25 protein-coding genes and 1 pseudogene are annotated in these 23,846 nt (G+C 74.5%); 17 read left to right on the top strand and 9 right to left on the bottom strand.

Annotated features, from left to right (window positions below; all coding sequences use genetic code 11):
- Positions 1 to 76 precede the first annotated feature (76 nt).
- Positions 77 to 2,536 (top strand): excinuclease ABC subunit UvrA, encoded by a 2,460-nt coding sequence (uvrA, locus tag AYX06_RS11100; RefSeq protein WP_084271759.1) that lies wholly within the window; start codon positions 77 to 79, stop codon positions 2,534 to 2,536.
- 146 nt (positions 2,537 to 2,682) lie between these two features.
- Here the strand turns inward: uvrA and AYX06_RS11105 are convergent, their stop codons facing one another.
- The 3 genes from AYX06_RS11105 to AYX06_RS11115 all read right to left on the bottom strand — a co-directional run bounded on the left by AYX06_RS11105 (position 2,683) and on the right by AYX06_RS11115 (position 4,287).
- Positions 2,683 to 2,874, bottom strand: a complete 192-nt coding sequence (locus AYX06_RS11105) for an antitoxin (protein WP_062737020.1) — start codon at positions 2,872 to 2,874, stop codon at positions 2,683 to 2,685.
- A 175-nt stretch (positions 2,875 to 3,049) separates the two neighbouring features.
- Positions 3,050 to 3,529 (bottom strand): nucleoside deaminase, encoded by a 480-nt coding sequence (locus AYX06_RS11110; RefSeq protein WP_062735812.1) that lies wholly within the window; start codon positions 3,527 to 3,529, stop codon positions 3,050 to 3,052.
- 56 nt (positions 3,530 to 3,585) lie between these two features.
- Entirely contained in the window at positions 3,586 to 4,287 is a 702-nt protein-coding gene (locus AYX06_RS11115; protein ID WP_062735813.1) for a FadR/GntR family transcriptional regulator, read from the bottom strand.
- Positions 4,288 to 4,429: 142 nt separating this feature from the next.
- Between AYX06_RS11115 and AYX06_RS11120 the strand changes: the two genes are divergently transcribed.
- The 5 genes and pseudogenes from AYX06_RS11120 to AYX06_RS11140 all read left to right on the top strand — a co-directional run bounded on the left by AYX06_RS11120 (position 4,430) and on the right by AYX06_RS11140 (position 9,684).
- Positions 4,430 to 5,809 carry a GntP family permease gene (locus tag AYX06_RS11120; RefSeq protein ID WP_062735814.1) on the top strand — a complete coding sequence of 460 codons (1,380 nt, stop codon included), beginning with the start codon at positions 4,430 to 4,432 and terminating at the stop codon, positions 5,807 to 5,809.
- A gap of 7 nt (positions 5,810 to 5,816) precedes the next feature.
- A pseudogene (locus AYX06_RS11125) lies at positions 5,817 to 6,579 on the top strand (SDR family oxidoreductase).
- A 64-nt stretch (positions 6,580 to 6,643) separates the two neighbouring features.
- Complete coding sequence (locus AYX06_RS11130) at positions 6,644 to 7,663, top strand: L-idonate 5-dehydrogenase (RefSeq protein ID WP_062735815.1); 1,020 nt, start codon at positions 6,644 to 6,646, stop codon at positions 7,661 to 7,663.
- Positions 7,663 to 9,210, top strand: coding sequence for a gluconokinase (locus AYX06_RS11135; RefSeq protein ID WP_062735816.1), 1,548 nt, complete (start codon positions 7,663 to 7,665; stop codon positions 9,208 to 9,210). Before AYX06_RS11130 ends, AYX06_RS11135 begins: the two co-directional genes overlap by 1 nt.
- A 162-nt stretch (positions 9,211 to 9,372) precedes the next feature.
- Entirely contained in the window at positions 9,373 to 9,684 is a 312-nt protein-coding gene (locus tag AYX06_RS11140; RefSeq protein WP_062735817.1) for an antitoxin, read from the top strand.
- 229 nt (positions 9,685 to 9,913) lie between these two features.
- Here the strand turns inward: AYX06_RS11140 and AYX06_RS11145 are convergent, their stop codons facing one another.
- The 3 genes from AYX06_RS11145 to AYX06_RS11155 all read right to left on the bottom strand — a co-directional run bounded on the left by AYX06_RS11145 (position 9,914) and on the right by AYX06_RS11155 (position 12,486).
- Positions 9,914 to 10,750, bottom strand: coding sequence for an alpha/beta fold hydrolase (locus AYX06_RS11145; RefSeq protein WP_062735818.1), 837 nt, complete (start codon positions 10,748 to 10,750; stop codon positions 9,914 to 9,916).
- Between the two features lie 194 nt (positions 10,751 to 10,944).
- Entirely contained in the window at positions 10,945 to 11,694 is a 750-nt protein-coding gene (locus AYX06_RS11150) for a class F sortase (protein WP_062735819.1), read from the bottom strand.
- 21 nt (positions 11,695 to 11,715) lie between these two features.
- Positions 11,716 to 12,486 (bottom strand): hypothetical protein, encoded by a 771-nt coding sequence (locus AYX06_RS11155; RefSeq protein ID WP_062735820.1) that lies wholly within the window; start codon positions 12,484 to 12,486, stop codon positions 11,716 to 11,718.
- A 347-nt stretch (positions 12,487 to 12,833) separates the two neighbouring features.
- Between AYX06_RS11155 and sigK the strand changes: the two genes are divergently transcribed.
- The 5 genes from sigK to AYX06_RS11180 all read left to right on the top strand — a co-directional run bounded on the left by sigK (position 12,834) and on the right by AYX06_RS11180 (position 17,142).
- The gene (sigK, locus tag AYX06_RS11160) at positions 12,834 to 13,442 is read left to right on the top strand and encodes an ECF RNA polymerase sigma factor SigK (protein ID WP_062735821.1); all 609 of its coding nucleotides are present in this window, start codon (positions 12,834 to 12,836) and stop codon (positions 13,440 to 13,442) included.
- A 5-nt stretch (positions 13,443 to 13,447) separates the two neighbouring features.
- Positions 13,448 to 14,275 carry an anti-sigma factor gene (locus AYX06_RS11165; protein ID WP_232319456.1) on the top strand — a complete coding sequence of 276 codons (828 nt, stop codon included), beginning with the start codon at positions 13,448 to 13,450 and terminating at the stop codon, positions 14,273 to 14,275.
- A gap of 170 nt (positions 14,276 to 14,445) precedes the next feature.
- Positions 14,446 to 15,192: an HpcH/HpaI aldolase family protein gene (locus AYX06_RS11170; RefSeq protein ID WP_062735823.1), complete on the top strand. Its 747-nt coding sequence runs from the start codon at positions 14,446 to 14,448 to the stop codon at positions 15,190 to 15,192.
- Positions 15,189 to 16,103 (top strand): hypothetical protein, encoded by a 915-nt coding sequence (locus AYX06_RS11175; protein WP_062735824.1) that lies wholly within the window; start codon positions 15,189 to 15,191, stop codon positions 16,101 to 16,103. Before AYX06_RS11170 ends, AYX06_RS11175 begins: the two co-directional genes overlap by 4 nt.
- Positions 16,104 to 16,191: 88 nt before the next feature.
- Positions 16,192 to 17,142 carry a PI-PLC domain-containing protein gene (locus AYX06_RS11180; protein WP_062735825.1) on the top strand — a complete coding sequence of 317 codons (951 nt, stop codon included), beginning with the start codon at positions 16,192 to 16,194 and terminating at the stop codon, positions 17,140 to 17,142.
- 155 nt (positions 17,143 to 17,297) lie between these two features.
- Here the strand turns inward: AYX06_RS11180 and AYX06_RS19790 are convergent, their stop codons facing one another.
- A complete protein-coding gene (locus tag AYX06_RS19790) occupies positions 17,298 to 17,453 on the bottom strand; it encodes a hypothetical protein (RefSeq protein WP_157093459.1) in 156 nt (51 codons plus the stop codon).
- A gap of 82 nt (positions 17,454 to 17,535) precedes the next feature.
- Positions 17,536 to 18,174, bottom strand: a complete 639-nt coding sequence (locus tag AYX06_RS11185) for a hypothetical protein (protein ID WP_062735826.1) — start codon at positions 18,172 to 18,174, stop codon at positions 17,536 to 17,538.
- A 160-nt stretch (positions 18,175 to 18,334) separates the two neighbouring features.
- Here AYX06_RS11185 and AYX06_RS11190 point away from each other — a divergent pair, with 160 nt between their 5' ends.
- The 4 genes from AYX06_RS11190 to AYX06_RS11205 all read left to right on the top strand — a co-directional run bounded on the left by AYX06_RS11190 (position 18,335) and on the right by AYX06_RS11205 (position 21,040).
- Positions 18,335 to 19,471 carry a Gfo/Idh/MocA family protein gene (locus AYX06_RS11190; RefSeq protein WP_062735827.1) on the top strand — a complete coding sequence of 379 codons (1,137 nt, stop codon included), beginning with the start codon at positions 18,335 to 18,337 and terminating at the stop codon, positions 19,469 to 19,471.
- A gap of 173 nt (positions 19,472 to 19,644) precedes the next feature.
- On the top strand, positions 19,645 to 20,292 hold the full coding sequence (locus AYX06_RS11195; protein ID WP_062735828.1) for a hypothetical protein: 648 nt from the start codon (positions 19,645 to 19,647) through the stop codon (positions 20,290 to 20,292).
- Complete coding sequence (locus tag AYX06_RS11200; RefSeq protein ID WP_062735829.1) at positions 20,289 to 20,633, top strand: nuclear transport factor 2-like protein; 345 nt, start codon at positions 20,289 to 20,291, stop codon at positions 20,631 to 20,633. Before AYX06_RS11195 ends, AYX06_RS11200 begins: the two co-directional genes overlap by 4 nt.
- A gap of 41 nt (positions 20,634 to 20,674) precedes the next feature.
- The gene (locus AYX06_RS11205) at positions 20,675 to 21,040 is read left to right on the top strand and encodes a YciI family protein (RefSeq protein WP_047803793.1); all 366 of its coding nucleotides are present in this window, start codon (positions 20,675 to 20,677) and stop codon (positions 21,038 to 21,040) included.
- Positions 21,041 to 21,051: 11 nt separating this feature from the next.
- On the opposite strand, the gene AYX06_RS11210 is transcribed toward AYX06_RS11205, so the two are convergent.
- Positions 21,052 to 21,837, bottom strand: a complete 786-nt coding sequence (locus AYX06_RS11210; RefSeq protein ID WP_062735830.1) for a hypothetical protein — start codon at positions 21,835 to 21,837, stop codon at positions 21,052 to 21,054.
- A gap of 128 nt (positions 21,838 to 21,965) precedes the next feature.
- On the opposite strand from AYX06_RS11210, the gene AYX06_RS11215 reads away from it, so the two are divergent.
- Positions 21,966 to 22,514: a CueP family metal-binding protein gene (locus AYX06_RS11215; RefSeq protein WP_062735831.1), complete on the top strand. Its 549-nt coding sequence runs from the start codon at positions 21,966 to 21,968 to the stop codon at positions 22,512 to 22,514.
- Between the two features lie 260 nt (positions 22,515 to 22,774).
- A complete protein-coding gene (locus AYX06_RS11220) occupies positions 22,775 to 23,836 on the top strand; it encodes an IS110 family RNA-guided transposase (RefSeq protein ID WP_062735832.1) in 1,062 nt (353 codons plus the stop codon).
- Positions 23,837 to 23,846 lie beyond the last annotated feature (10 nt).

Genomic DNA, 23,846 nt, shown 5'->3' on the forward strand with positions numbered 1-23,846 from the left:
GGTCGCTAGGGTGGACGCGGTGAGCATCGACCTCGACACCACTGCGGCCACCGCCCCCGACGCCACCCGCTCCGGCATGGTCCGGGTCCGCGGGGCCTCCGAGCACAACCTGCGCCACGTGGACGTGGACATCCCCCGCGACGCGATCGTCGCCTTCACCGGCGTCTCCGGGTCCGGGAAGTCCTCCCTGGCCTTCGGCACCGTCTACGCCGAGGCCCAGCGGCGCTACCTCGAGTCCGTCGCGCCCTACGCCCGGCGGCTGATCCAGCAGGGGCACAACCCCGCCGTGGAGGAGATCACCGGGCTCCCGCCCGCCGTGGCCCTCCAGCAGCGGCGCGGGGCCCCCAGCTCCCGCTCCACGGTGGGCACCCTGACCACGCTGTCCAACTCGGTGCGCATGCTCTTCTCCCGGGCGGGCACCTACCCCGAGGGCGCCGAGGGCAGCCTGGACTCCGACGCCTTCTCGCCCAACACCGCCGCCGGCGCGTGCCCCGAGTGCTCCGGCCTGGGCACCGTGCACGACGTCACCGAGTCCTCCCTGGTCCCGGACCCCGGGCTGAGCATCCGCGAGGGCGCGGTGGCCGCCTGGCCCGGCGCGTGGCAGGGCAAGAACCTGCGGGACATCCTCGTGCACCTGGGCCACGACGTCGACGCCCCGTGGCGGGAGCTGCCCCGGGACGTCCGGGACTGGATCCTGTTCACCGAGGAGCAGCCGGTCGTGGAGATCACCCCGCAGCGGGACCGCGTGGCGAAGCCCTACAAGGGCCGGTTCTGGAGCGCGCGCAGCCACGTCCTGCACACCCTGGCGGACTCCGCGAGCCCGCAGATGCGCGAGCGCGTCCTGCGCTTCGTGGTCACCGGCCCGTGCCGCGCGTGCGGGGGCGCCGGGCTGCGCCCGGAGGCGCTCGCCGTGACCTTCGGGGGCCGGACCATCGCCGAGTTCAACGGGGCGCCCCTGGCCGAGCTGGCCGAGGCGGTGCGCCCGACGGCCGTCCTGGAGCAGGCCGGGACCGCCTCGCGCGCGGTGACCTCCGGGGAGCGCAGCGAGGCCGCGGTCACCATCGCCCGGGACCTGCTCGCCCGGTTGGAGGTGCTGCTCGGCCTGGGCCTGGGCTACCTGAGCCTGGACCGGTCCACCCCCACGCTCTCCCCGGGGGAGATGCAGCGGCTGCGCATCGCCACCCAGCTGAGATCGGGACTGTTCGGGGTGGTCTACATGCTCGACGAGCCCTCCGCGGGCCTGCACCCGGCCGACGCCGAGCCGCTGCTGGCGGTGCTGGAGGAGCTGAAGGCCTCCGGCAACTCGGTGTTCGTGGTGGAGCACGACATGGCCGTGGTCCGCCGGGCCGACTGGGTCGTGGACGTGGGCCCGCAGGCCGGGGACCGGGGCGGCTCGGTGCTCTACAGCGGCCCCGTGCCGGGGCTGGCCGAGGTCCCGGCGTCCGTCACGCGCCCGTTCCTGTTCCCCGACGGGGAGGCCGCCGCACCACCGCCCGCCGCCCGCCGGCCCGAGCGGTGGCTGCGGCTGCGCGGGGTGCGCCGGCACAACCTCGTCGACCTGGACGTCGAGATCCCCCTGGGGGTGCTCACCGCCGTCACCGGGGTCTCCGGCTCGGGCAAGTCCACCCTGGTCAGCCAGGTCCTGGCCGAGACCGTGGGACGGCACCTGCACGGCGGGGCGGTGCCCACGGACGACGACGAGGCGGCGCCCGCTCCCGGGGCGCGGGTGGGCTCCGCCGAGGGCCTGGAACACCTGGACCGGATGATCCGCGTGGACCAGCGGCCCATCGGCCGGACCCCGCGCTCCAACCTGGCCACCTACACCGGGCTCTTCGACGCGGTCCGCAAGCTCTACGCCGCCACCGACGAGGCCCGGGCCCGGGGCTACGGGGCCGGGCGGTTCTCCTTCAACGTGGCCGGCGGGCGGTGCGAGACCTGCCAGGGCGAGGGCTTCCTCGCCGTGGAGCTGCTGTTCCTGCCCGGCACCTACGGCCCCTGCCCCGACTGCCACGGCGCCCGCTACAACCCCGAGACGCTGGAGGTCACGCACCGGGGCCGGAGCATCGCCGACGTGCTGGGCATGCGGGTGGAGACGGCCGCGGAGTTCCTCGCCGACGTCCCGGCCGCCGCGCGCAGCCTGCGCGCCCTGCTCGACGTGGGTCTCGGCTACCTGCGGCTGGGCCAGCCGGCCACCGAGCTCTCCGGCGGCGAGGCCCAGCGGATCAAGCTGGCCACGGAGCTGCAGCGGGCTCGGCGCGGGCACACCCTCTACCTCCTGGACGAACCGACCACCGGGCTGCACCCGCAGGACGTGCAGGCGCTGCTGCGCCAGCTGAACCGGCTCGTGGACGCGGGCAACACCGTGGTGGTGGTGGAGCACGCCATGGACGTGGTGGCCCGGGCGGACCGGGTGATCGACATGGGCCCCTCCGGCGGCGAGGCCGGTGGGCGGATCCTCTGCGCCGGCACCCCCGCCGAGGTCGCCGCGTGCCCGTCGAGCCGCACCGCCCCCTACCTGGCCGCCGCCCTCCGCTGACCCGTCCCCGCCTCCCGCGCCGAGGTCGCACGCAGCGGCGACCGCGCGCGGGTGGGTGGCCGAGAGACGCAACCCCGCGGGAGCGGGGCCCACGGGCAGCCCCCGCGCGCCGGGCGGCGGGCGGGGGCTGCGGGGAGCGCTGCGGGTCAGGGCTGCTGCTGGTCCTGGTCCCCGGTGCCGAGGAAGCCGCCGGCCTTCTCCTGCGCCTGGTCGACCTGGTCCTCGTACTTCCTGCCGGTGCGCTCGTCGACGGCGTCGCCGCCGCGGTCGACGCCCTGCTGCACCTTGTCCGGGTGCTGCTCCGCGAAGTCCTTCGCCTTGTCCGCGAATCCTCCCATGTCCACCATGGTCGTTCCCTTCGTCGATCGGTTCCGGTGGGCGCCGCCCACCGGAGGGACTCTCCCATCCTGGTCCCCGGGCGGGGCCCTGGCCACCCCGAGCCGAGATCGCGGCTCACGGCGACACGACCGTGCCCGGTCGCCGACACGGGCAGCCTCGCGGGTCAGAGGGGGGTCAGGGGCGGTGGCGGGACTGGTGCAGTTCCCGTACCTCCGGGGCCAGGTCGGGGCACGGGCCGTCCACCGGCACGCCCGGGGCCACCTGGGAGATCGGCAGCGCCGCCACGGGGGCGGGCGGGACGCCGAGCTCCTGCAGCCACCGGACCAGCTGCGCGGAGGAGGAGGCGTGGACGATGCGGCCCAGCCCCACCCAGGCGTGCGCGGCCGAGCACATGGGGCAGTGCTCTCCCGAGGTGTAGACCGTGGCCGAGGAGCGCTGCTCCGGAGCGAGGCGAGCGGCTGCCCAGCGGGCGATCTCGAACTCGGGATGCCGGGTGGCGTCACCTCCGGCCACCCGGTTGCGGTCCTCGAACAGCACCTCTCCCCGCGCCGAGACGAGCACCGAGCCGAACGGCTCGTCCCCGGCGTCGAGGGCCTCGCGGGCCAGTTCCACGCAGCGTCGCAGGTGCTTGCGGTCGGTCTCGGAGATGCCCATGGGCCCAGCCTACGAGTCGTCCGGTCCGCCCGGCGCGCGCCGGCCGGGCCGGGGCGTCACCCGGTCCCGTCGGCGACCTCCTCGAGCACCTCCGTCACCACGGCGCGCGCCCGGGCCTCGGCCGTGGCGGCGTCCCCGGAGGCGACGGCGGCGGCGGTGGCCTCGTGGTCCTCCAGCGCCCCGGGAGCGGGGTCCCGCGGCATGAGCCCCAGCGCGGTGCGCCCGGAGAGCACTTCGGCCACCGTCCCGCCCAGGGCGGCGAGCATGGGGTTGCCGCTGGCCGCCAGCAGCAGCTCGTGGTAGGCGATGTCGGTCGCCAGGTACTCCGGGTCCGTGCCGCGGTGGGCCTCGCCCAGCTCCTTGAGCCGGGCGGCCAGCTCCACGAGACGGCGGCGGGTGGACGCGTCCGCCCGCGCGGCGGCGAGGCGGGCCGCCACGGGCTCGATCGCCGCGCGAAGCTCGGTGAGGCTCAGCAGCTGGGCGTCCCGGCCGGGGCCGCCCAGCCGCCACCGGATCAGCCGGGGGTCGAACGGGTTCCAGTCCTGGGACGGCCGCACGGTGACGCCCACGCGACGCCGCGACTCCAGCATCCCCATGGACTCGAGCACCCGCACGACCTCGCGCACGAGGGTGCGGGAGACGCCGAACTCCTCCTCGAGGCCGGCGAGCGTCAGGACCGTGCCGGGAGTGCGCTCGCCCGAGGCGACGCTGCGGCCGAGCCGATCCAGCACTTCGCTGTGCTGCTCCACCCCGTGCATCCCGGCTCCGTCCCTCTCGCGGCGCTCATGACGTGCCCGCTGTTGCCAAAAGTATGATCTTTCTGTCAGCCTAGCGCGTGTCGTGGATCACGACGAGCACCCCCACGGCCTGTGCGCAGGCCCGAGATCACGGAGACCCTCAGTGGAAGACTGGACACAGACCCTCGGAACCGCCCCCTTGCTGGGCATCGCGGCCGCCGCCATCGCGCTGATCCTGATCCTGGTGATCAGGTTCAAGCTGCACGCGTTCCTGACCCTGATCCTCGTGGCGCTGCTGACCGCGCTGGCCACGGGCATCCCGCCGGCGCTGATCGTGGAGACCGCCGTGGGCGCCTTCGGCAGCACACTGGGCTCGGTGGCCCTGCTGATCGGCCTCGGCGCCATGCTCGGCAAGCTCGTGGAGCACAGCGGGGGCGCCCGGGTGCTCGCCGACAAGCTCGTGGACATCTTCGGTGAGAAGCGGGCGCCCTTCGGCCTCGGCATCGCCTCGCTGATCATGGGCTTCCCGATCTTCTTCGACGCCGGCCTGGTGGTCATGCTGCCCATCATCTTCGCCGTCGCCCGCCGCGTGAGCGGCACCAACGTGCTGCTCTACGGCATCCCCGCCGCCGGTGCGTTCTCGGTCATGCACGTCTTCGTGCCGCCGCACCCGGGCCCCGTGGCCGCCACCGAGCTCTACGGCGCCGACCTCGGCATGGTCCTGCTGATCGGTCTGCTGCTGGCCTTCCCGCTCTGGTACGTCACCGGCTACCTGTGGGGCAAGCGCGTGGGCATGAACTTCGTCCTGCCCGTGCCGGGACTCTTCGGGGAGATCGACGACGACCAGCCGGTCAACCCGCCCAAGGTCGGCACCATCATCGCCCTGCTGCTGCTGCCCCTGGTGCTCATCTTCATGAACACCGGCCTGGACTTCCTCCGCGCCGCAGGCACGGTCTCCGAGGACGCCCCCTGGTTCGGCGCGCTCTCCATGGTCGGCGCCTCCCCGGTGGCCCTGCTGATCTCGGTCCTCGTGGCCCTGTTCGTCCTCGGCACCCGCCGCGGCGAGCACGGCACCGCCCTGGAGAAGGTCGTCGACTCCGCCCTGGGCCCGGTGGCCTCGGTCATCCTCATCACCGGCGCCGGCGGCATGTTCGGCGGCATCCTGCGCGCCTCCGGCATCGGTGACGCCCTGGCGTCCTCCCTCGAGGGCATCGGCCTGCCGGTCATCTTCGCCGCCTACATCATCGCCGTGGTCCTGCGCCTGGCCCAGGGCTCGGCCACCGTGGCCCTCGTCACCGCCGCCGGTCTCATGGCCCCGGCCGTGGCCGCGGGCGGCTTCAACTCCGTGGAGGTCGCGGCCGTCGTCCTGGCCACCGCCGCCGGGTCGGTCTTCGCCAGCCACGTCAACGACTCCGGGTTCTGGCTCGTCGGCCGGCTCATGGGCATGGACGTCAAGACCACGCTGCGGACGTGGACCGTCCAGCAGGCCCTGCAGTCCGTGGTGGGCTTCGTCATCGTCCTCGCCGTCTTCTACATCGCCTGAGGCGGACGTGAACAGCATCTTCGACATCACCGGCCGGCTCGCCCTGGTCACCGGCTCCTCCCGGGGACTGGGGCGGGCCCTGGCCGCGGGCACTTCAGCAGGTAGAACTCGACCTGCACGGGCGCGACGGCGAGGCCCTCGCCCGGGTGCGCGACGAGATCGCCGGCCGCACGGGCACGGCGCCGGCCACGGCCGCCTTCGACCTCACCGACGCCGACGCCGTGCGGTCGGGGATCGAGGCGGTGGTGGCCGAGCACGGGGTGCCGGACATCCTGGTGAACAACGCCGGGATCCAGCGCCGCGCCCCGTTCGCCGAGTTCACGGCCCAGGACTGGGAGGACATCGTCGCGGCGAACCTCTCCAGCGCCTTCCACGTCTCCCGCGCCGTGGTCCCCGGAATGCAGGAGCGGGGCTCCGGCAAGATCGTCAACATCGCCTCGGTGCAGTCCGTGCTCGCCCGGCAGACCATCGCCCCGTACTCGGCCACCAAGGGCGGGGTGGTCATGCTCACCAAGGGGATGGCCGCCGACCTGGCCCGCTACAACATCCAGGTCAACGCGATCTCCCCCGGCTACTTCGCCACTGAGATGAACCGGGCCCTGGTCGAGGACGAGGCGTTCAACGCGTGGGTGGTCGACCGCACCCCGGCCCGGCGCTGGGGGCGCGTCGAGGAGCTCGTGGGCACGCTGATCTACCTGTGCTCGGACGCCTCCAGCTTCGTGTCCGGGCACAACGTCCTGGTCGACGGCGGCATGACCTCCGTCGTCTGACCCGCAACCGCCAGCCACCGATCCGGATGTCCCCGCTGATCCGGACGTCCCAGGAAGAGAGCCCATGAGAGCCATCGTCATCCACGGCAAGCAGGACCTGCGCGTCGAGGAGCTGCCCGTCCCGGAACCGGCCGCGGGGCAGCTCCGGCTCCGGATCGCCTACGGCGGGGTGTGCGGGTCCGACCTGCACTACTGGGCCGAGGGCGCCAACGGGGAGTACGTGGTCCGGGAGCCGCTCGTGCCCGGCCACGAGGTCTCCGGGACGGTGGACCTCGACCCCGCCGGCGAGCTCGCGCCGGGCACCCCGGTGACGGTCCACCCGGCCACGTTCGGCACCCCGGAGCCGGGGATCGAGGACCGGCGCCACCTGTGGCCGGGCGGGGCCTACCTGGGCAGCGCCGCCACCCGGCCGCACACCCAGGGCGGGATGAGCGAGTTCCTGCTGGTGCGCCGGGACATGGTCCGGGTGCTCCCGGAGGGCGTCCCGCTGCGCCGGGCCGCCCTGGCCGAGCCGCTGGCCGTGGCGCTGCACGGGCTGACCGTGGCCGGGGACGTGGCGGGCCGGCGCGTGCTGGTCTCCGGGTCCGGGCCGATCGGGCTGCTCGCCGCGGCCGCCGCCCTGGCGCGCGGCGCGGCGGAGGTCGTGGCCACCGACGTCCTGGAGGGCCCGCTGGAGCGGGCACGGTCCCTGGGCGTGCACGGCACCGTCCGGATCGGGGCGGACCCGCTCCCGGCCGAGGCCTTCGACGTGGTGCTGGAGTGCTCCGGGGTGCCCGCGGCCGTGAGCCCCGCGCTGACGGCCGCGCGCCGGGGTGCCGTAGTGGTCCAGGTGGGGATGGTGCCGAACGAGGCCCGGCCCGTGAACCTGGCCCCGCTGGTGTCCAAGGAGCTCCAGCTGCGCGGCTCGTTCCGCTTCGACGACGAGATCGACGAGGCGATCGAGCTGCTCGCCGCCCACCCCGGGATCGAGGGCGTCGTCACGCACGAGATCCCGGCCGAGCGGGCCCTGGAGGCCTTCGCCGCGGCCCGGGACTCCGCGGCCTCCGGCAAGGTGCTCGTGTCCTTCGGCGAGGAGACCCGCTGATGACCGGACCGCACGCGGAGCCCACCGCCGGTTCGGTGGTGCTCGGGGTCGACATCGGCACCACGAGCACCAAGACGGTCGCGTTCGCGGTGGGCGGCGAGCAGCTCGCCTCCGCCTCGGCGGGCTATCCGCTGGAGGAGCCGCACGGCGGCCACGCCGTGCAGGACCCGCAGCTGATCCTCCGCGCCGTCCTGGACACGGTGCGCGCCGTGGTCGAGGAGGTCGGGGCCGAGCGCGTGGCCGGGCTGTCCTTCAGCTCCGCGATGCACGGCCTGCTCGGTCTCTCGCCCGAGGGGGATCCGCTCACCCCGCTCGTCACCTGGGCCGACACCCGGGCCAGTGCCCAGGCGGAGCGGCTGCGCGCCGGCGTGGGCGGGCTCGCGCTGCACCGGCGCACGGGCACCCCCGTGCACCCGATGTCACCGCTGCCCAAGCTCGTGTGGTTCCACGAGCAGGAGCCGAAGCTGTGCGAGCGGGTCGCCTTCTGGGCCGGCATCAAGGAGTTCGTGCTGCTGCGGCTGTGCAACGCCCTCGTGGTGGACCACTCGGTGGCCTCCGCCACGGGGCTGATGAACATCCACGAGCTGGCCTGGGACGACGAGGCCCTGGCCCTGGCCGGGATCCTGCCCGAGCAGCTGCCCGAGCTCGTGCCCACCACCACCGTCCTGCCCGGGCTCACGGACGGGGCCGCCCGGGCCACCGGCCTGCCCGCGAGCACGCCGGTGGTGGTCGGCGCCAGCGACGGACCCCTCGCGAACCTGGGGCTGGGGGCGGTGCGGCCCGGAGTGGCGGCCTGCTCGATCGGCACGAGCGGCGCGCTGCGCGTCGTCGTCGACCGTCCCGTGGTGGACCCGCTGGGCCGGGTCTTCTGCTATGCCCTCACCCCCGGCCGCTGGGTGGTGGGCGGGGCCATCAACAACGGCGGCGTGGTCCTGGGCTGGGCGGGCGACGCGCTCGCCCCGGACCTCGGCGAGGACTCCCAGGAGGCCCTGTGCGCGCTGGCCGAGAGCGTGCCCGCCGGCTCCGGCGGGCTGCTCATGCTGCCCTACCTGCTGAGCGAGCGCGCCCCGCACTGGAGCTCCCTGCCCCGGGGCGCCTACGTGGGGCTCACCCGCGCGCACGGGCGGGCCCACCTGGTGCGCGCGGCCCTGGAGGGGGTGTGCCAGCAGCTGGGCCTGGTCCTGCAGTCGATGCGCTCGGCAGGGCTGGCGGTGGAGCAGATCCGGGCCACGGGCGGGTTCGCGCGCAGCCCCCTGTGGCGGCAGATGCTCGCCGACGTGCTGGGCACGGACATCTCCTTCGCGTCCGGGCACGAGGGGTCCGGGTTCGGCGCGGCGCTGCTCGGCATGCAGGCGCTGGGGCTCATCGAGTCGATCGACGTGGCCGCGGACCTCGTGGAGGTGGACTCCACCCTGCGCCCCGACCCGGCCGACGCCGCGGTCTACGCGTCCCTCCAGCCGGTCTTCGAGCAGCTGTACGAGGCCCTCGTGCCCACCTTCACGTCCTTGCGCCGCCTGGCCCCGGCCCTGCCGCTGGAGCGGGTCTGACCGCCGCCCGGGCCGGAGTATGCCTTCAGGAGCATGTTCGGGACCGGGGGCCCGACGGGGCGGGCCACAGGTGCTGGCCAGCGCGGGAACAGCTCTGCATGATGGACTCGTGACAGCACCGCCGCGGACTCGCGGCGGTGACCGCTCTCGGAAGGAGACGTCATGGTGAACTTCAAGGGGCTCACGGCGAAGGCCAAGCAGCTCGCGCAGCGCAACCCGGACAAGGTGAACAAGGTCCTGGACCAGGCCGGGAACTTCGTGGACAAGCGCACCGGACGGAAGTACGAGCGGCACGTGGACTCGGTCCAGCAGAAGGCCCGGGACTACCTCGGCGGTCACCGGGCCGCCGGGGGGACCACGCCGGACGACCGCTCCCCGGGCGCCCGGCCGGACGGCACGGATCGGCCCGCTGGGACGGACCGGCCCGGCGAGGGCCCGGAAGGAGCCCGCCCGGACCGCGACCCCCGCGGCTGAGCAGCCGGCGCCGCGGCAGCGCACGCCCGATCGGTGCCCGGCCGGGGACTGCCCGGCACGAACGAAGGCCCCGGTCCGCCGGGAGAGGCGGGCCGGGGCCGTCGGACCACCCGCGCAGGGGACGCCGATGGTCCGGGAGAACGCGGGGGGATGTTCTCAGGGCATCACGTTACACATTCGTTATTGATCGCACCAGGGGGCGCCGGCGGCCGGCCGGTGCCCGGGCCGGTCAGCCGGCGAGGAAGTCCAGCAGGGCCTCGTTCACCTCGGGGGCGTGCGTCCAGAGCATGCCGTGCGGGGCGCCCTCGATCTCGACGTAGCGCGCCTGCGGCAGCGCCTTGGTGAACTGCCGGCCGGTGGCGTCGATCGGCAGGATGTTGTCCGCGGTGCCGTGCACGATCAGGGCCGGGACGTCGATCCGGGGGATGTCGGCGCGGAAGTCGGTCAGCCAGGTCGGCTGCGCGGCCACGGAGGCCACGGCGCCCGAGCGGAACGCGATGTCCTTGCTGGCGTCGACGAGCTCCTGGCTGAGCCGGTCCGTGCCGAGGAAGGTGTCGGCGTTGTAGAAGTTGCCGAAGAACTCGGTGAAGAACGCGTACCGGTCCGCGGTCACGGCCGCGGTGAGGCCGTCGAAGACGCCCTGGGGCACGCCCGTGGGGTTGTCGTCGGTCTGCAGCAGGTAGGGCTCCAGCGAGCCGAGGAAGACCGCCTTGGCCACCCGGGAGGAACCGTAGGTGCTGAGGTAGCGGGCCACCTCGCCGGTGCCCATGGAGAAGCCCACGAGGACGGCGTCCTGCAGGTCGAGGTGGGTCAGCACGGCGTCCAGGTCCGCGGCGAAGGTGTCGTAGTCGTAGCCGGTGGTGGGCTTGCTGGAGCTGCCGAAGCCGCGGCGGTCGTAGGTGATCACACGGTGGCCGGCCTCGAGCAGGGCCACGGTCTGCTTCTCCCAGGACGACCCGTCCAGCGGATAGCCGTGGATCAGCACCACGGGCTGCCCGCTGCCGTGGTCCTCGTAGTACAGCTCGATGTCGGTGCTGTTCTCGGTGCCGACGCTGATGTAACCCATGGACGCTCTTCCTCTCGGTCGTTCGTGCAGAGGGTGGGAACGGTCGTTCCCACCGGTTCGAGTCTAGGGAACGACCTCGCTCGCCGGTCGTGCCCCGGTGAGGGCGCCCTGCCAGGCGGCGGTCAGGCGCGCCGGGCCGCGGAGGTGCTCATCGGTGCGGTGCTGCCCACGGGCCGGCCCGGCGGCGAGGTGGCTCAGGACACCAGGGTCGCGTACACGACGTAGTTGTCGTCGAACTCGCCGGTGGCCGGATCGTAGCCGTCGCAGGTGATCAGCCGCAGCTCCGCGGCCTCCGTGTTGCCGTAGACCTCCAGGGTGGGGAAGTCGTCCTTGCCGTACTGCTCCCCGCGGTCGACGGCGAAGACCGCGGTGGAACCGTCCTGACGGGCGACCTCGATCCTGTCCCCGGGGGCGAGCTGCCGCAGGTCCGCGAAGACTCCCGGCCCTCCGCCCGTGGCGTTCACGTGCCCCAGCAGCACGGCCGGGCCGCGCTCGCCGGGAGTGGGGGAGCCGGTGTACCAGCTCGCCGGGGACCCGGGAGCCTCGGGCGGGACCTCCAGGGAACCGTCCTCCCGCAGGCCCAGGTGCAGCAGCTCGGAGCGGGTGCCCGTGGACGGCACGGTCAGGGAGACGGGCTCGGAGGCGTCCAGCACCGCGGGGCGGTCCTGGGGTGCGGCGGTCGGCGTCGCGCGTGCGGCCTGCGGTGTTTCCGTGGGAGACGGCGCGGCCGTGGACGACGGCGTGGACGACGAGGTGGGCGACGACGTGGACGCGGACTGCGTCGAGGACGTGCCGGGGGCGGTGCTCGAGGCCGCCGGGGGCGTGCTGCCGGCGGCGGCCGAGGGGCCGTCACCGGATCCGGCGGCGCAGCCGGTGGCGAGCAGGACGGCGGCCGCCGCGGAGGCCAGCAGGCCCCCGCGGCGACCGGTGGTCGATCCCGTCATGACAGGAACCGTCCCGCGGGATCAGGCCCGGGCAGCGCGCCGGCGCAGGGCCCAGGCGCCGCCGGCCACGGCCGCCAGGAGGCCGCCGCCCAGGGCCGCGGTCTCGGCGCCGGAACCGGTCTCCTGGGTCACGCCGGTGTCGGCGCCGCCCTCGGGCATCGCGCCCATCTGGGAAGCGGTCAGCGTGCCGCAGGCCGCCGGAAGGGTCGCGGCCGCGGGCAGCGACGGGTCGAGGTCGCTCATCTTCTCGGCGGCGGCGGCCGGCATCTTGGCCGGGTCCACGCCGTGGACGACCACGACCGCGGTGCCGCTCTGCAGGGCCTCGGCGGTCGCCGCGTCCAGCTCGAAGGTCCGCTCGTAGGTGTAGGCGCTGCCACCGGGGAAGCGGTCCACGGCGAGGCCGGAGTCGGGGCTGGTGTCGCCCTCGAGGGTCAGCGAGGTGCCGATCATGCCGTAGGAGGGGTGGCCCTCGGTGGTGTTGACCACGCCGTCGCCGTCGGCGTCGGCCTCGGGGCCGGGGCAGGTGCCCTGGCCGTGGATGTGGATGTGCTGGGCGTGCGGGAACGGCCCGTCCATGAAGGTCTCCGCCGCGCCGGTGACGTTCATCGTGACGGTGGCCTCGGTGCCGTGGACGTCGACCATGACGTCGCCGGTGGTGCCGGAGTTGTTCAGGGTGTTCAGGGTCGCCTGGGAGGACCACATGTCCTCCGCGTGGGCGGAGGCGGGGGCAGCGGCCAGGGTGAGGGCGCCGAGGGCCAGGGTGGGGACTGCGAGGAACGTGGACTTGCGCATCAGTTTCTCCTGTGTCGTACCGGGGGTCGTGCCGTGTGCGCACATTCGGTGTGTGCACAGGAGGTTCGGCGCCGGGGCGCCCCCGGATGGGTGCGGCCGCAAAGTTTTTTCCGGCGCTCGAATCGGCGCCCCGGACCGCGGTGCCGGACCGGAGTCCTGGACCGCCCCGGATCCGTCCGGACGCGCCGCCGACCCATCCGCGGCGCGTCCGGTGACGAACACCTGGCATGGAAGGACAGCGTGTGTCGACAGCGCGGCACCGGTCCGATGTGGCACTCTGCGGTACAGGACTGTCCTCGCCCGGGTGGCGGACGAGGCGTTGCCCCCCGAGTGAACAGCGAGATCGCGTGAGTGAAGGACCGACCGGCCGCGGCCGCGGCGCGGGGACCCAGTCCCGTTCCTCCGGCGGGACCGACGACCTGGCCGAGCTGCTGCGGCGCAGCGCCGCCGGGGACGAGACCGCCTTCGCCCAGCTGTACGACGCCACGTGCACGAAGCTGTTCGGGCTCGTGGTGCGGCTGACCCGCTCCCCGGAGCTGGCCGCCGAGGTGGTCCAGGAGGTCTACCTGATGGCCTGGCAGCAGGCGGAGCGCTTCGACCCGCGGCGCGGCACCGTGCTGGCCTGGCTGTGCACCATGGCCCACCGGCGCGCGGTGGATCGGATCCGGCAGAGCCAGCGGGAACGCGTCCGGGACGAGCAGTACGAGCTCCGCCAGGCGGGATCGCCCTCCGACGAGACCTGGGGCGAGGTCGAGCAGTCCCTGGACACCGAGGAGGTCCGCTCGGGGTTGGGATCCCTGAGCGAGCTCCAGCGCGAGGCCGTCTGCCTGGTGTACTACCGGGGCTACAGCCACCGACAGGTCGCCGAGCACCTGGCCGTCCCACTGGGCACGGCGAAGGCGCGGATCAGGGACGGGCTCAACAATCTACGATCGGCATTGGGGGTGCAGCGGTGAACGACATGCAGGTGGACGACTGGTCCGACGACGTCCACGGGGACGCGGCACTCTACGCCGTGGACGCCCTCGAGCCCGAGGAGCGCGCCGCGTTCGAGGAGCACCTCCGGGGCTGCGCGGCGTGCCGCGCCGAGGTGGACTCGTTCGGCGAGGTCGGTGCGGCCCTGGCCTCGGCGGTGGCCCAGGACCCGCCGCCGGCCCTGCGCGCCGACGTCCTCGCCGCCATCCACGGCACCCGGTCCGGGACGCCGACCGCGAGGCCGGCCACGTCGCCCGCCGAGACGCCGGCCGCGACGCCGAGCGCTGTGCCCCCCGCGGGCTCGGTGGACCCGGGGACCGCTGCGGACGTCGTCTCCCTGGCGGAGCGCCGGCGGCCCCGGCGGCAGCGGCTGGCCGCCGCGGCGGCGGCCGCGGTGCTCCTGCCCGGTGCCGCCCTGGGCGGCTGGGCGATCGGGACGCAGACGGAGCAGCGCGAGCAGCAGCAGCTCGCCGCGCAGGAACAGGATCGGCAGGCCCGCCTGCTGGCCGCCGCCGACGTCGCGACCCACCGGCTGGAGGTCGACGGGAGCACCGCCACCCTGGTGGTCTCCGAGCAGGAGGACGCGGCCATGCTCGTGGCCGCCGACCTCCCGGCCCCGGAGGAGGGGCGCGAGTACCAGCTGTGGCTGATGCAGGACGGCTCCCCGGTGCCGGACGCGCACTTCGGCGGCGGGCAGGTGCAGGTGTGGCTGGAGGGGGACGTCGACCGGGCCGGTGCGGTGGCCATGACGGTCGAGCCCGCCGGCGGCTCCGAGACGCCCACCCTGCCGGTGCTGGCCGCCGTGGAGGTCTGACCGGGCACGCAGGAGGGGACCGGGCATGAGGCGGCTGTTCGCCGTGACCCGTGCGGCGGCGGCCGTGGTCGCGGCCGCGCCCGCCGTGGTGGTCACGGTCGTCGCCGGCGCCGTCGTCGCAATCCCGCGGCGAGGTCGTGCCCCCGCCCGCCCCCTGCCATCATGAGGCCATGACCGACGCAGACCTTCCCGCGGACGCGGTGCGCACCGGCGTGTGGGCCACGCTCGGCGACGCCCGCACCACGCTCGCGCTCGAGCGCGCCGGCTTCGACTGGGTCGGCGTCGACGCCCAGCACGGACACTTCGACGACGCCGCCCTCCGCGGCCTCTTCGCGCTGCGGCACGAGGCGGCGGCCCCGGTGCTGGTCCGGGTCGCCGCGAACGACCCCACGGCGATCGGCCGGGCCCTGGACGCCGGGGCGGACGGCGTGATCATCCCCCTGGTCCAGGACGCGGAGCAGGCCGAGGCCGCCGTGGCCGCGGCGCACTACCCGCCACGGGGCGCCCGCAGCTGGGGTCCGCTGCCCGGGAGCCGGGACACGACCGGGGGCGCGGCGTCGATGCCGCGCCCCCGGTGCGCGGTGATGGTCGAGACGGCCCGGGCCGTGGCCGCGGTCGAGGACATCGCGGCCACCCCGGACCTGGACATGGTCTTCGTGGGGCCCTTCGACCTCTCCCTCGCGCTGGGCCGGGACGTCGACGACCTGCTCGCGGACACCGCGGCCGACGCGCCCCTGCCGGTGATCGTGCGCGCGTGCCGGGCGGCCGGTGTGCTGCCGGGCGCGTTCGCGGGGTCCCCGGAGCGGGCGGCCGCGCTGCGCGCGCAGGGCTTCTCCTGGATCGCGGTGACGACCGACTCGGGTGTCCTGCACCTGGGCAGCGCGGCGGCGCGCGCCGGGCTGACGCCCCCGACATGACCTCCCGGTCGGCCGGACGGCGGTCCCACCCCCTGCGGTGGGTGCTGTCCCGTGCGCTGGTCCGCAGCTGGCTGCACGCGTTCCGGACCAGCCGCAGCGCGCTGTACTTCCGGGCGCGCAACCGCTTCGCGACGACGCCGGTGCGGGGGGACGCGCCCGTCGTCGTCAGCCTCACCTCCTACGGGAGCCGGATCCGCACGGTGCACCTGGCCGTCGAGTCGATGACGCGCGGGACCGTCCGACCGCGGCGGCTGATCCTGTGGCTGGAGGACCCCGCCGTGGTGGCCGATCCCCCCGCACCGCTGGCCCGGTTGGTGCGCCGCGGCCTGGAGATCCGCACCACCGAGGACTGGGGCCCCCACAAGAAGTACTACCCCTACGTGTGCTCCGAGGCCCGGCACGAGCTGCCCCTGGTCATCGCGGACGACGACGTCCTCTACGGCGAGACGTGGCTGGAGGAGCTGCTCGCCGTCCACGAGCGGCACCCCGGCGACGTGGTGGCGCACCGGGCGCACCGCATGCGCGTGCAGGCGGGACGGATCCAGCCGTACGCCACCTGGGTGCCCGGCGCCCCCGCGGGCGCCTCGCTGCAGACCTTCGCCACGGGCACCTCCGGTGTGCTCTACCCGCCGCGGCTGCTCGACGCCCTGCGCGAGGCCGGGAGCGGGTTCACGGCGTGCGCGCCCCGGGCCGACGACGTGTGGCTGCACGCCGTCGCCCTGCGCCAGGGCGTGGGCACCCGGCCGGTGCACGACGGCCGCACGACGTACCGGCCCATTCCCCGGCTCGTCATCCGAGGTCTCAAGACGACCAATGTGCTCCGCGGAGGCAACGACATGCAGATCGCGGCGACGTATTCGCCCTCGGACGTGGAAGAGTTGGAACGTGCACGGGCGGCCGAGGGCCCCTGAGCACGTGGACGGGCGGTTCCCCCGCCTCCCGCCCACCGGCCGTCCCCCCACGGCCACCGACTGCGCTCCCATCCCCCCAGGAGTAACCATGCCGAACGACCCCCACCGACCGGAGCCGCTGGACTGCACCTCCGCAGAGACCGCATCCCGGGCGGCACAGCACTCGATCGTCTTCGACTCGCCGGCCGAGCTGGCGGCCTACACGCGGCACGACCGCCTGACGGCCACCGGTCCTCTCCTGCTCGCCCGCCGCGGCGGCTACCACCCCGACGGCCCGTGGCCGTGCTCCGCCCTCGAGTCGGCCCAGAACGTCCTGGCCACCCGGCCGCGGACGATGATCGAGATCGATCTGCGCAGCACCGTGGACGGCCGGTGCGTCGTCCTGCACGAGCCCGTCATGGGTCACGGGAGCACCGGCGTCGGGCCGGTGAGCGAGCAGTCGGCCGACTACGTGCTGAGCCAGCACCTGGTGGACAACTACGGCGAGGTCACCCGCTACCCCGTGCGGGAGGCCGGCGAGTTCCTCACCTGGGCCGTGCTGGCCGGGGCGGTCCTGTGGCTGGAGGTGCATCACGTGGCGCCCGAGGCCGTCGTCGAGCTCGTCCGCGCCCACCGCGCCGAGAGCCAGGTGGTGGTGGGGGTGCAGGGGCTGACGCAGCTGGCCGTCTACCGCCGGATCGCCCCGGACCTCGTCTACTCCGTGCCCACCCACCCGGACGGGCTCGCCACGGCCGAGGACATCCGGCGCGAGGTGCCCGACCTCGGGCGGGTCATCGGCTTCGCCGGCCACTACGTCCCGGACATGGAGACGAGCCTGCGGATGCGCGGCTGGAACGTGCCGATGCGCCTGGAGCTGCACCGCTACGACGAGAACCTGCCCGCCGACGCCCTGGACCCGCACTACTACCGCCGCGCGGTGGAGACGGGCTTCGGCATCCTCTCCACCTGCCACTACCGGGAGGCGGCCGACCTCCTCGGCCTGCCGGGGTGGGCGCCGACGTCCGGGAGCCGGCACGGCCGGGGGCTGAGCCGGCACTGAGGGCCGCGCCCCGGAGCCGACCGGGCGCCGTGGCGGGGAACGCCGGGGCTCCCGACCCGGCGGTGCCGAGGGGCTCACGGTCCCGAGGGGAACTCCCCGTCACGGCAGCGCCGGGCGCCCCGGTCCCGGGGCGCCCGGCGCTGCCGTGACGGATCTCAGTCGTCGCCGGGGGGGTCCACGGGCGCCTCGCCCTCGGCCTGGGAGGGCTTGTTGCCGGCGGGATCGACGGCCGACTCCACGTCCTGGTCCTCGGGGACGTCCCCCTCGGCCTGGGAGGGCTTGTTCTCGGCGGGGTCCGGGGTCTGCGTCATGACGGTCCTTCTTCCTCAGTAGGGTGATGGTCCGGTGCCACGCTACGCCTGCGCCCGGAGCGCCGACAAGGGGAGCGGGTCGCTACCCCGCCCGGCCGGCGACGACCGCGGCGAACAGCGAGGCCGGGATGAGCCCGACCCGGTGGGCGCGCTCCACCGCGGCGAACCCGTCGGGGGTCTGCTCGTAGGGGAAGTGGATGAGGTCGGCGGCGAGCTCCCAGTGGTCGATCATCCCGCCGGCGTAGAGCTGGCAGATCGCCCAGGGGGTGTCCGCGGAGAAGCTCGGCTCGTCGGGCAGCACGTACTCGTCGGCGGGGACCCGCCAGGCCTCGAGGTCGTCCAGGGCCGCCGCGAGCTCCTCGAGGGTGTCGTAGTGCCCCGAGCGGTCGGGGTCCACGGTCCCGTCCGGGTTGGCCAGCTCGACGTCGTAGCCGCCCTCCGCCGCGGCGAAGACGGAGGTGGGCCCGGGCTCGCCGCCCACCCCGGCGTCCAGCGGCAGCTGGGACGGCAGCCACTCCCAGCCGTCGCCGAGCTGGTCCATCTCCAGGTCCCGGTAGGCCACCCAGCCGCGGGAGACCAGCAGCTCGTGGGCGTCGTCGTCCCAGGTGCCCTGCGGGGCGCCGTCGATCTCCACGCCGCGGGCGCCGGCCGCGGCGTGGAACTCCCGCCGCTGCTGCTTCTTCTTGGCGGCGGCCTTCTTGCGGGCCTTGCTCTTGGGCACGGGACTCTCCTGGCGGTCGGGGACCGGCGACGGTCCGGCGGGGGCGTGCTCCCATGATGGCCCACCCGGCCCGCACCGTGCGCGGGCGTTCCGTCCGTGCCCGCCCGCCGCTAGTCTGACCGGGACCGCCCGTCCGTTCCCGACCGCGAAGGACACCCCCATGACGTCTCCCCGGACCGCCCCCTCGACGAACGGCCCCGTGCGCTACGCGGTGGTCGGGCTCGGCCAGATCTCCCAGCAGGCGTTCCTGCCCGCCATCGCCCGGACCGGCAACTCCGTGCTGGCCGCCCTGGTCACCGGCACCCCCGAGAAGGCCCGGGAGCTCGCGGCCGAGTACGGCGTGCCCGCGTACTCCTACGAGGACTACCCGGCGCTGCTGGCCTCCGGGGACGTGGACGCCGTGTACGTGGCCACGCCCGTGTTCCGGCACCGGGAGTTCGCCGAGCCCGCCCTCGAGGCGGGCATCCACGTGCTCGTCGAGAAGCCGATGGAGACCTCCGTGGCGGACTGCCGGGCGATGATCGACGCCGCGGCGCGCGGCGGGGCCCGGCTCATGGTCGCCTACCGGCTGCACCACGAGCCGGGCACCCTCGAGCTGATCACCCGGGTCCGGGACGAGGCCCTGGTGGGCGAGCCCCGCCTGTTCACCGCGGTGTTCGCCCAGGACATCGACGAGGCCAACCACCGCGGCCACTCCGGGTTCTGGGGCGGGCCGATCCCGGACATGGGCAGCTACCCGCTCAACGCGGTGCGCAATCTGTTCGCGGCCGAGCCGGTCGAGGTGCACGCGATGGGCGTGCGGACGCCGGGCCGGGGCTTCGACTTCGACGACACCGTGGCGGTGACCCTGCGCTTTCCCGGGGAGCGGCTGGCGCAGTTCACCATCAGCTACGCCACCGAGGCCACCGAGCAGTTCACCGTGGTGGGCACCGGTGGCGCGCTGGCGGCCCAGCCGTGCTTCGGCTTCGGCCCCGAGGTGGGCATCAGCTACACCGTGACCCGCGACGGCCGGACCGAGACCCGCACCCACGACCCGGTGGAGCAGTTCGCGGGCCAGACCGACTACTTCTCGGCGTGCATCCTGACCGGTGCCGCGCCCGAGGCCGACGGGGAGGAGGGGCTGCTGGACATCCGCGTGCACGAGGCGGTGCTCGCCTCCCTCGAAACGGGCCTGCCGGTGCGCCTGGAGCCGGCCGACCGGGCCGTGCGCCCCTCCGCGGACCAGGTGCGCACCCTGCCGCCGGTGGCGGAGCCCGACGACGACGAGCTCGTGGCCCAGCTGCCGCAGAACGGCTGAGCCCGCCGGCCGTCATCTGCGCGCGGGCACAACGATTCGGGTGTCGACCGGCCGCCCCACGGGCGGCCGAGGAGAACACTGGCAGGAGGAGCAGCGGACCGCGCGCCCGTCCGTCTCCTGACCACCGACCGCCGGCCGCCGTTCCCGGCGCGCCCCGTGCGAAGGACACCGTCATGCCCAGCACCTCGCGACTGATGGCCACCACTGCCGCCGGCCTCATGGCCACCGCCGTCCCGCTCTCCGCGGGGGCGGCGGCCGAGGACCCGGCCGCCGAGCCGTGGCCCCCGGCCAGCACCCACGGAGCCTTCCTCCCGCTGCCGCCCGTCGCCTACGAGCCCCGAACCCTCCCGGCCTGCGACTCGGAGCTCACGCTCACCGCGGGCGACGTGCGGGAGGTCGAGTACCGCGCCCTCGTCACCGAGGACGGCGACACGGTCGTGCAGTATCGCGGCGCCGCCACGGTGGACGTCACCCGGGCCTCCGACGGCGCGACGCTCGACGAGCTCGACGTCTCCGGCACCGGGTTCGAGACCGTCTCGGCCGACACCACCACCCTGACGTTCGACCACGACGGGCCGTCCCTGGTGATCGCCTTCGACGAGGTCGAGGCCGCCGCCCTCGCCGAGGCCGGGCTGCCGGAGGCCTTCGTCCACCTCGACGGCACGCTCACGGAGACGGTCGTCTTCGCCGGGCCGACCGACGAGGCGACGGAGGTCCCTGCGGTCGTCTCGGCCGAGATCACCGAGAACACCACGGAGTACGTCTTCGACCTGTGCGACCTGCTGGACCAGGCGGCGGCCCCCGCGCGACCCGGGGCGTGAGCGCCGGGGCCGCTCAGGTGGTCCGCGAGCTCTTCGCCGCCTACCTCGCCCAGGACGAGGAGCGGGCGCGGGAGCTCATCGGCGACGGGTTCCGGTTCACGTCCCCGCAGGACGACCACATCGACCGGGAGGCCTACTTCGTGCGCTGCTTCCCCACGGCCGGCCGGGTCGCCCGGCAGGAGCTGCAGGAGGTGGCCGAGGTGGCGCCCGGGCTGGTGTTCATCCGCTACGAGTACGAGCTGCGCACCGGCGGGACGTTCCGGAACATGGAGGCGATCACGGTGCGCGGGGGCCGGGTGGTCGACGTCCAGGTCTATTTCGGGGGACCGCCCCGACCGTAGACTCCGAGGACCATCCGACGCCCCAGGGAGGCTCGCCCACCATGAAGCACTACCTGCTCAGCATCGAACAGCCCGACGGCGGGCCGGCGGCCCCCGAGGTCCTCGAGCCCGTGATGCGCGACGTCGCCGCGTTCAACGAGGAGCTGCGGGCCGCGGGGGCGTGGGTCTTCGCCGGGGGCCTGGACCGGGCGGAGGCCTCCGTCGTCGTGCGCTTCCACGGCGCGGACGTGGTCACGACCGACGGCCCGTACGAGCGCGAGGACGAGCACGCGGGAGGGATCTGCATCGTCGCCGCCCCCGACTACGACGCCGCCATCGAGTGGGGCCGGAAGCTGGCGCGGGCGACCACCCTGCCGGTCGAGGTGCGGGAGTTCCAGGGTGCCCCGGAGGAGCACCTCCCGGGCTGAGGGGCAACGGGTCAGCTGCCGATCCGGCGGGCCTGCTCCTCCCACGCGGCGTGGGCGTCACGGGATCCCGTGGGCCGGTGGATCTCCCGCAGCGCCCGCAGCGCGGCGTTGCGCTCCTGGGCCAGGGAGTCCGCGGCGGCCTGCGCGGCGGCGTCCGCCCGGGCCTGCGCCCGGGCGGCGGAGATGGTGCCCATGATCGCCTCCACGGCCTCGGATCCGCCCGCCAGGTAGGCGGCCCGGACGTTGGGGTCGGCGTGGAAGAGATACCGGTCGTCGCGCTGCCCGCTGTGGGTGTCGAACTCGTCGTCGGTCAGGTCCGAGATCATGGCGGCCACCCGGTCCAGCCGGGCCTCGACCTCCTGGTGCAGGGGCGTCCGTCCGGCCGCGTCCCGGACCGACCACAGGGCCCGGCCGTGCAGCCGGAGACGGGCCGCGTCCCAGTCCGCCCGGGGCGCCTCGGCCAGCCGGGCGGCGACGAACCCCGTGTCCGCGGTCCGCTGCTGGGGCGGCAGGAGCCCGAGCTGCCGGTGCATCCAGGCCGCGCGCATGTCCTCGGCGCCGGCCCGGCGGGCGAGCTCCAGCGGCCGGTGCCTCACCCGCCGGCCGGCCGCGCCCGGGCGCAGGGCCCGGAGGGTGGTGCGCAGCAGCACCACGACGAGCAGCAGGCCGGCGAGGACCAGCGCGGTGACGGCCACGATCCGCAGATCGGCCAGGACGGACGACACGACGGACACGACGGTGGCCCCGGTGACCAGCAGCGCGACCCCGGAGCCGTCGCTGCCCTCGGTGCTGTTCATGGCGGATCCTCCCGAATCCCGCGACCGCTTGACCCCGCAGTGTAGTCGCTTCCACCGGCAGGCGGCTGGGGAGGAGCCCGGTGGGGCCCGTCAGCCGCCCGTCGGGGGTCCTCGATAGGGTGGGCAGCATGAGGTCCTGGGTGCTGTCCGTGTCCGCCGCCGTCCTGCTGCTCGCCTCCGGGTGCGCGGGCGCGAGCGCGGAGAGCGAGGCCCTGCTGCGCGAGCACGGGCTGGAGGGCGCGAGCACCGAAGAGGTCGTGGAGCGGCTCGACCGCACCCACGAGGACCGGGCGGCGGGCCTGGCGGGCTCCGTGACCTACGACGAGGTGGTCCTGACCGACGGCGGGTCCGAGGCCGTGCTGCCCATGCCGGAGGACCGGTTCTACCTCGCGGTCGCCCCGTGGACCACCACCACCCACGAGTGCTTCCACCACAGCCTCTCCGGCTGCCAGGGCGAGCTCGTGGGCGAGAAGTTCGACGTGCTGGTCACCGACGACGCCGGGGAGGTGCTCCTCGACCGGACGCTCACCAGCTACGAGAACGGGTTCGTGGGCCTGTGGCTGCCCAAGGACATCACCGGCACCCTCGAGATCACCTCCGACGCCGGGACGGCGACCCAGCAGGTCAGCACCTCCGCCGGCGACCCGACCTGCCTCACCACCATGCGCCTGGCCTGACTGTGAGGATTCCATTTGCAGCCTGATGGTGCTGGGCTGTGGGTAGGTGACCACGAGTGTGACCCTTGGTCTGACTGGCTGCGTGCCTTGCTGGAGACTTGTCCGCTCGTGGTTGCCGGCCCCGGCCCGGTCGGAGCGACTGGCCTGATCAGGAGCTTGACCGTCCGGCGTTAGCGGCGCCGGGCGTGTCCCGTCACAGTCCTGCCGTGACTCCTCCCGGACCGGAACCTACGTCCGCTCCGGAGCTTGGGAGGAACGCAATGTCCAGTCTGACCGATCTACGAGAGGTCGTCGACGTCGTCATCGGCGTCGACACCCACGTCCACACCCACTCCGCGGCCGCCGTCGATGCCGGCACCGGCGGGGTGCTCGGGGAGATCACCGTGGAGGCCACCGCCGACGGGTACGCCCGCCTGGTGACCTTCGCCGATGAGCACGCCCGGCTGCGGGCCTGGGCGATCGAGGGCACCGGCGGTCACGGGGCCGGGCTGGCCCGCCACCTGGCCGAGCTCGAAGAGGTCGTGGTCGAGCTCGACCGGCCCCAGCGCGCCCACCGGCGCAACGGGGCCAAGTCCGACCCGCTGGACGCGATCCGCGCCGCGCGCGAGGCGATGTCCCGGACTCGGCTGGGCACCCCGCGCCACGGTGGGGACCGGCAGGCGCTGTCGGTGCTGCTGGCCGCCCGACGATCGGCGGTGGAGGCCGCCACCAACGCCCAACGGCAACTGTTCAGCCTCATCATCGCCGCCCCGGAGCCGATCCGGGGCCGGTTCCGCGGGCAGAAACTGCCCGGGATGCTCACCACCGCCGCGGGACTGCGGATCCACTCCTCCTGGGACGCGGAGACCACCGCGACCGTCACCGTGCTGCGCTGCCTGGCCCGCCGCGCCCGTGACCTGGCCCGGGAGGCCGCCGAGCATGAGAAGGCGGTCCTGGCCATCGTGCGGTCCTGGCGCCCGGACCTGCTCGCCCAGCCCGGGGTGGGCCCGATCGTGGCCGCGACCGTGCTGTGCGCCTGGTCCCACCCGGGGCGGATCCATTCCGAGGCCGCCTTCGCGATGCTCGCCGGGGTGGCCCCGATCCCGGCCACCAGTGGCCAGGTCACCACCCGTCACCGGCTCAACCGTTACGGCGACCGTCAGCTCAACCGGGCTCTGCACACCATCGCGCTCTCCCGGATCCACTACGACACCGCCACCCGCGACTACGTCGCCCGCCGCACGATCGAGGGCAAGACACCCCGAGAGATCAAACGCTGTCTCAAGCGCTACATCGCCCGAGACCTCTACCGCCTGCTCGAGCACCAGCCCAGCCCGGCTTGACAGACCATAG

Origin of the sequence: Kocuria turfanensis (assembly GCF_001580365.1) — a bacterium.
Classification (GTDB): domain Bacteria; phylum Actinomycetota; class Actinomycetes; order Actinomycetales; family Micrococcaceae; genus Kocuria; species Kocuria turfanensis.

Coding starts and splice junctions, on each gene's coding strand:
- uvrA (WP_084271759.1), top strand. CDS start 77: ATGGTCCGGGTCCGCGGGGCCTCCGAGCACAACCTGCGCCACGTGGAC.
- AYX06_RS11105 (WP_062737020.1), bottom strand. CDS start 2,874: ATGGGAGGATTCGCGGACAAGGCGAAGGACTTCGCGGAGCAGCACCCG.
- AYX06_RS11110 (WP_062735812.1), bottom strand. CDS start 3,529: ATGGGCATCTCCGAGACCGACCGCAAGCACCTGCGACGCTGCGTGGAA.
- AYX06_RS11115 (WP_062735813.1), bottom strand. CDS start 4,287: ATGCACGGGGTGGAGCAGCACAGCGAAGTGCTGGATCGGCTCGGCCGC.
- AYX06_RS11130 (WP_062735815.1), top strand. CDS start 6,644: ATGAGAGCCATCGTCATCCACGGCAAGCAGGACCTGCGCGTCGAGGAG.
- AYX06_RS11135 (WP_062735816.1), top strand. CDS start 7,663: ATGACCGGACCGCACGCGGAGCCCACCGCCGGTTCGGTGGTGCTCGGG.
- AYX06_RS11140 (WP_062735817.1), top strand. CDS start 9,373: ATGGTGAACTTCAAGGGGCTCACGGCGAAGGCCAAGCAGCTCGCGCAG.
- AYX06_RS11145 (WP_062735818.1), bottom strand. CDS start 10,750: ATGGGTTACATCAGCGTCGGCACCGAGAACAGCACCGACATCGAGCTG.
- AYX06_RS11150 (WP_062735819.1), bottom strand. CDS start 11,694: ATGACGGGATCGACCACCGGTCGCCGCGGGGGCCTGCTGGCCTCCGCG.
- AYX06_RS11155 (WP_062735820.1), bottom strand. CDS start 12,486: ATGCGCAAGTCCACGTTCCTCGCAGTCCCCACCCTGGCCCTCGGCGCC.
- AYX06_RS11165 (WP_232319456.1), top strand. CDS start 13,448: ATGCAGGTGGACGACTGGTCCGACGACGTCCACGGGGACGCGGCACTC.
- AYX06_RS11170 (WP_062735823.1), top strand. CDS start 14,446: ATGACCGACGCAGACCTTCCCGCGGACGCGGTGCGCACCGGCGTGTGG.
- AYX06_RS11175 (WP_062735824.1), top strand. CDS start 15,189: ATGACCTCCCGGTCGGCCGGACGGCGGTCCCACCCCCTGCGGTGGGTG.
- AYX06_RS11180 (WP_062735825.1), top strand. CDS start 16,192: ATGCCGAACGACCCCCACCGACCGGAGCCGCTGGACTGCACCTCCGCA.
- AYX06_RS19790 (WP_157093459.1), bottom strand. CDS start 17,453: ATGACGCAGACCCCGGACCCCGCCGAGAACAAGCCCTCCCAGGCCGAG.
- AYX06_RS11190 (WP_062735827.1), top strand. CDS start 18,335: ATGACGTCTCCCCGGACCGCCCCCTCGACGAACGGCCCCGTGCGCTAC.
- AYX06_RS11195 (WP_062735828.1), top strand. CDS start 19,645: ATGCCCAGCACCTCGCGACTGATGGCCACCACTGCCGCCGGCCTCATG.
- AYX06_RS11205 (WP_047803793.1), top strand. CDS start 20,675: ATGAAGCACTACCTGCTCAGCATCGAACAGCCCGACGGCGGGCCGGCG.
- AYX06_RS11210 (WP_062735830.1), bottom strand. CDS start 21,837: ATGAACAGCACCGAGGGCAGCGACGGCTCCGGGGTCGCGCTGCTGGTC.
- AYX06_RS11215 (WP_062735831.1), top strand. CDS start 21,966: ATGAGGTCCTGGGTGCTGTCCGTGTCCGCCGCCGTCCTGCTGCTCGCC.
- AYX06_RS11220 (WP_062735832.1), top strand. CDS start 22,775: ATGTCCAGTCTGACCGATCTACGAGAGGTCGTCGACGTCGTCATCGGC.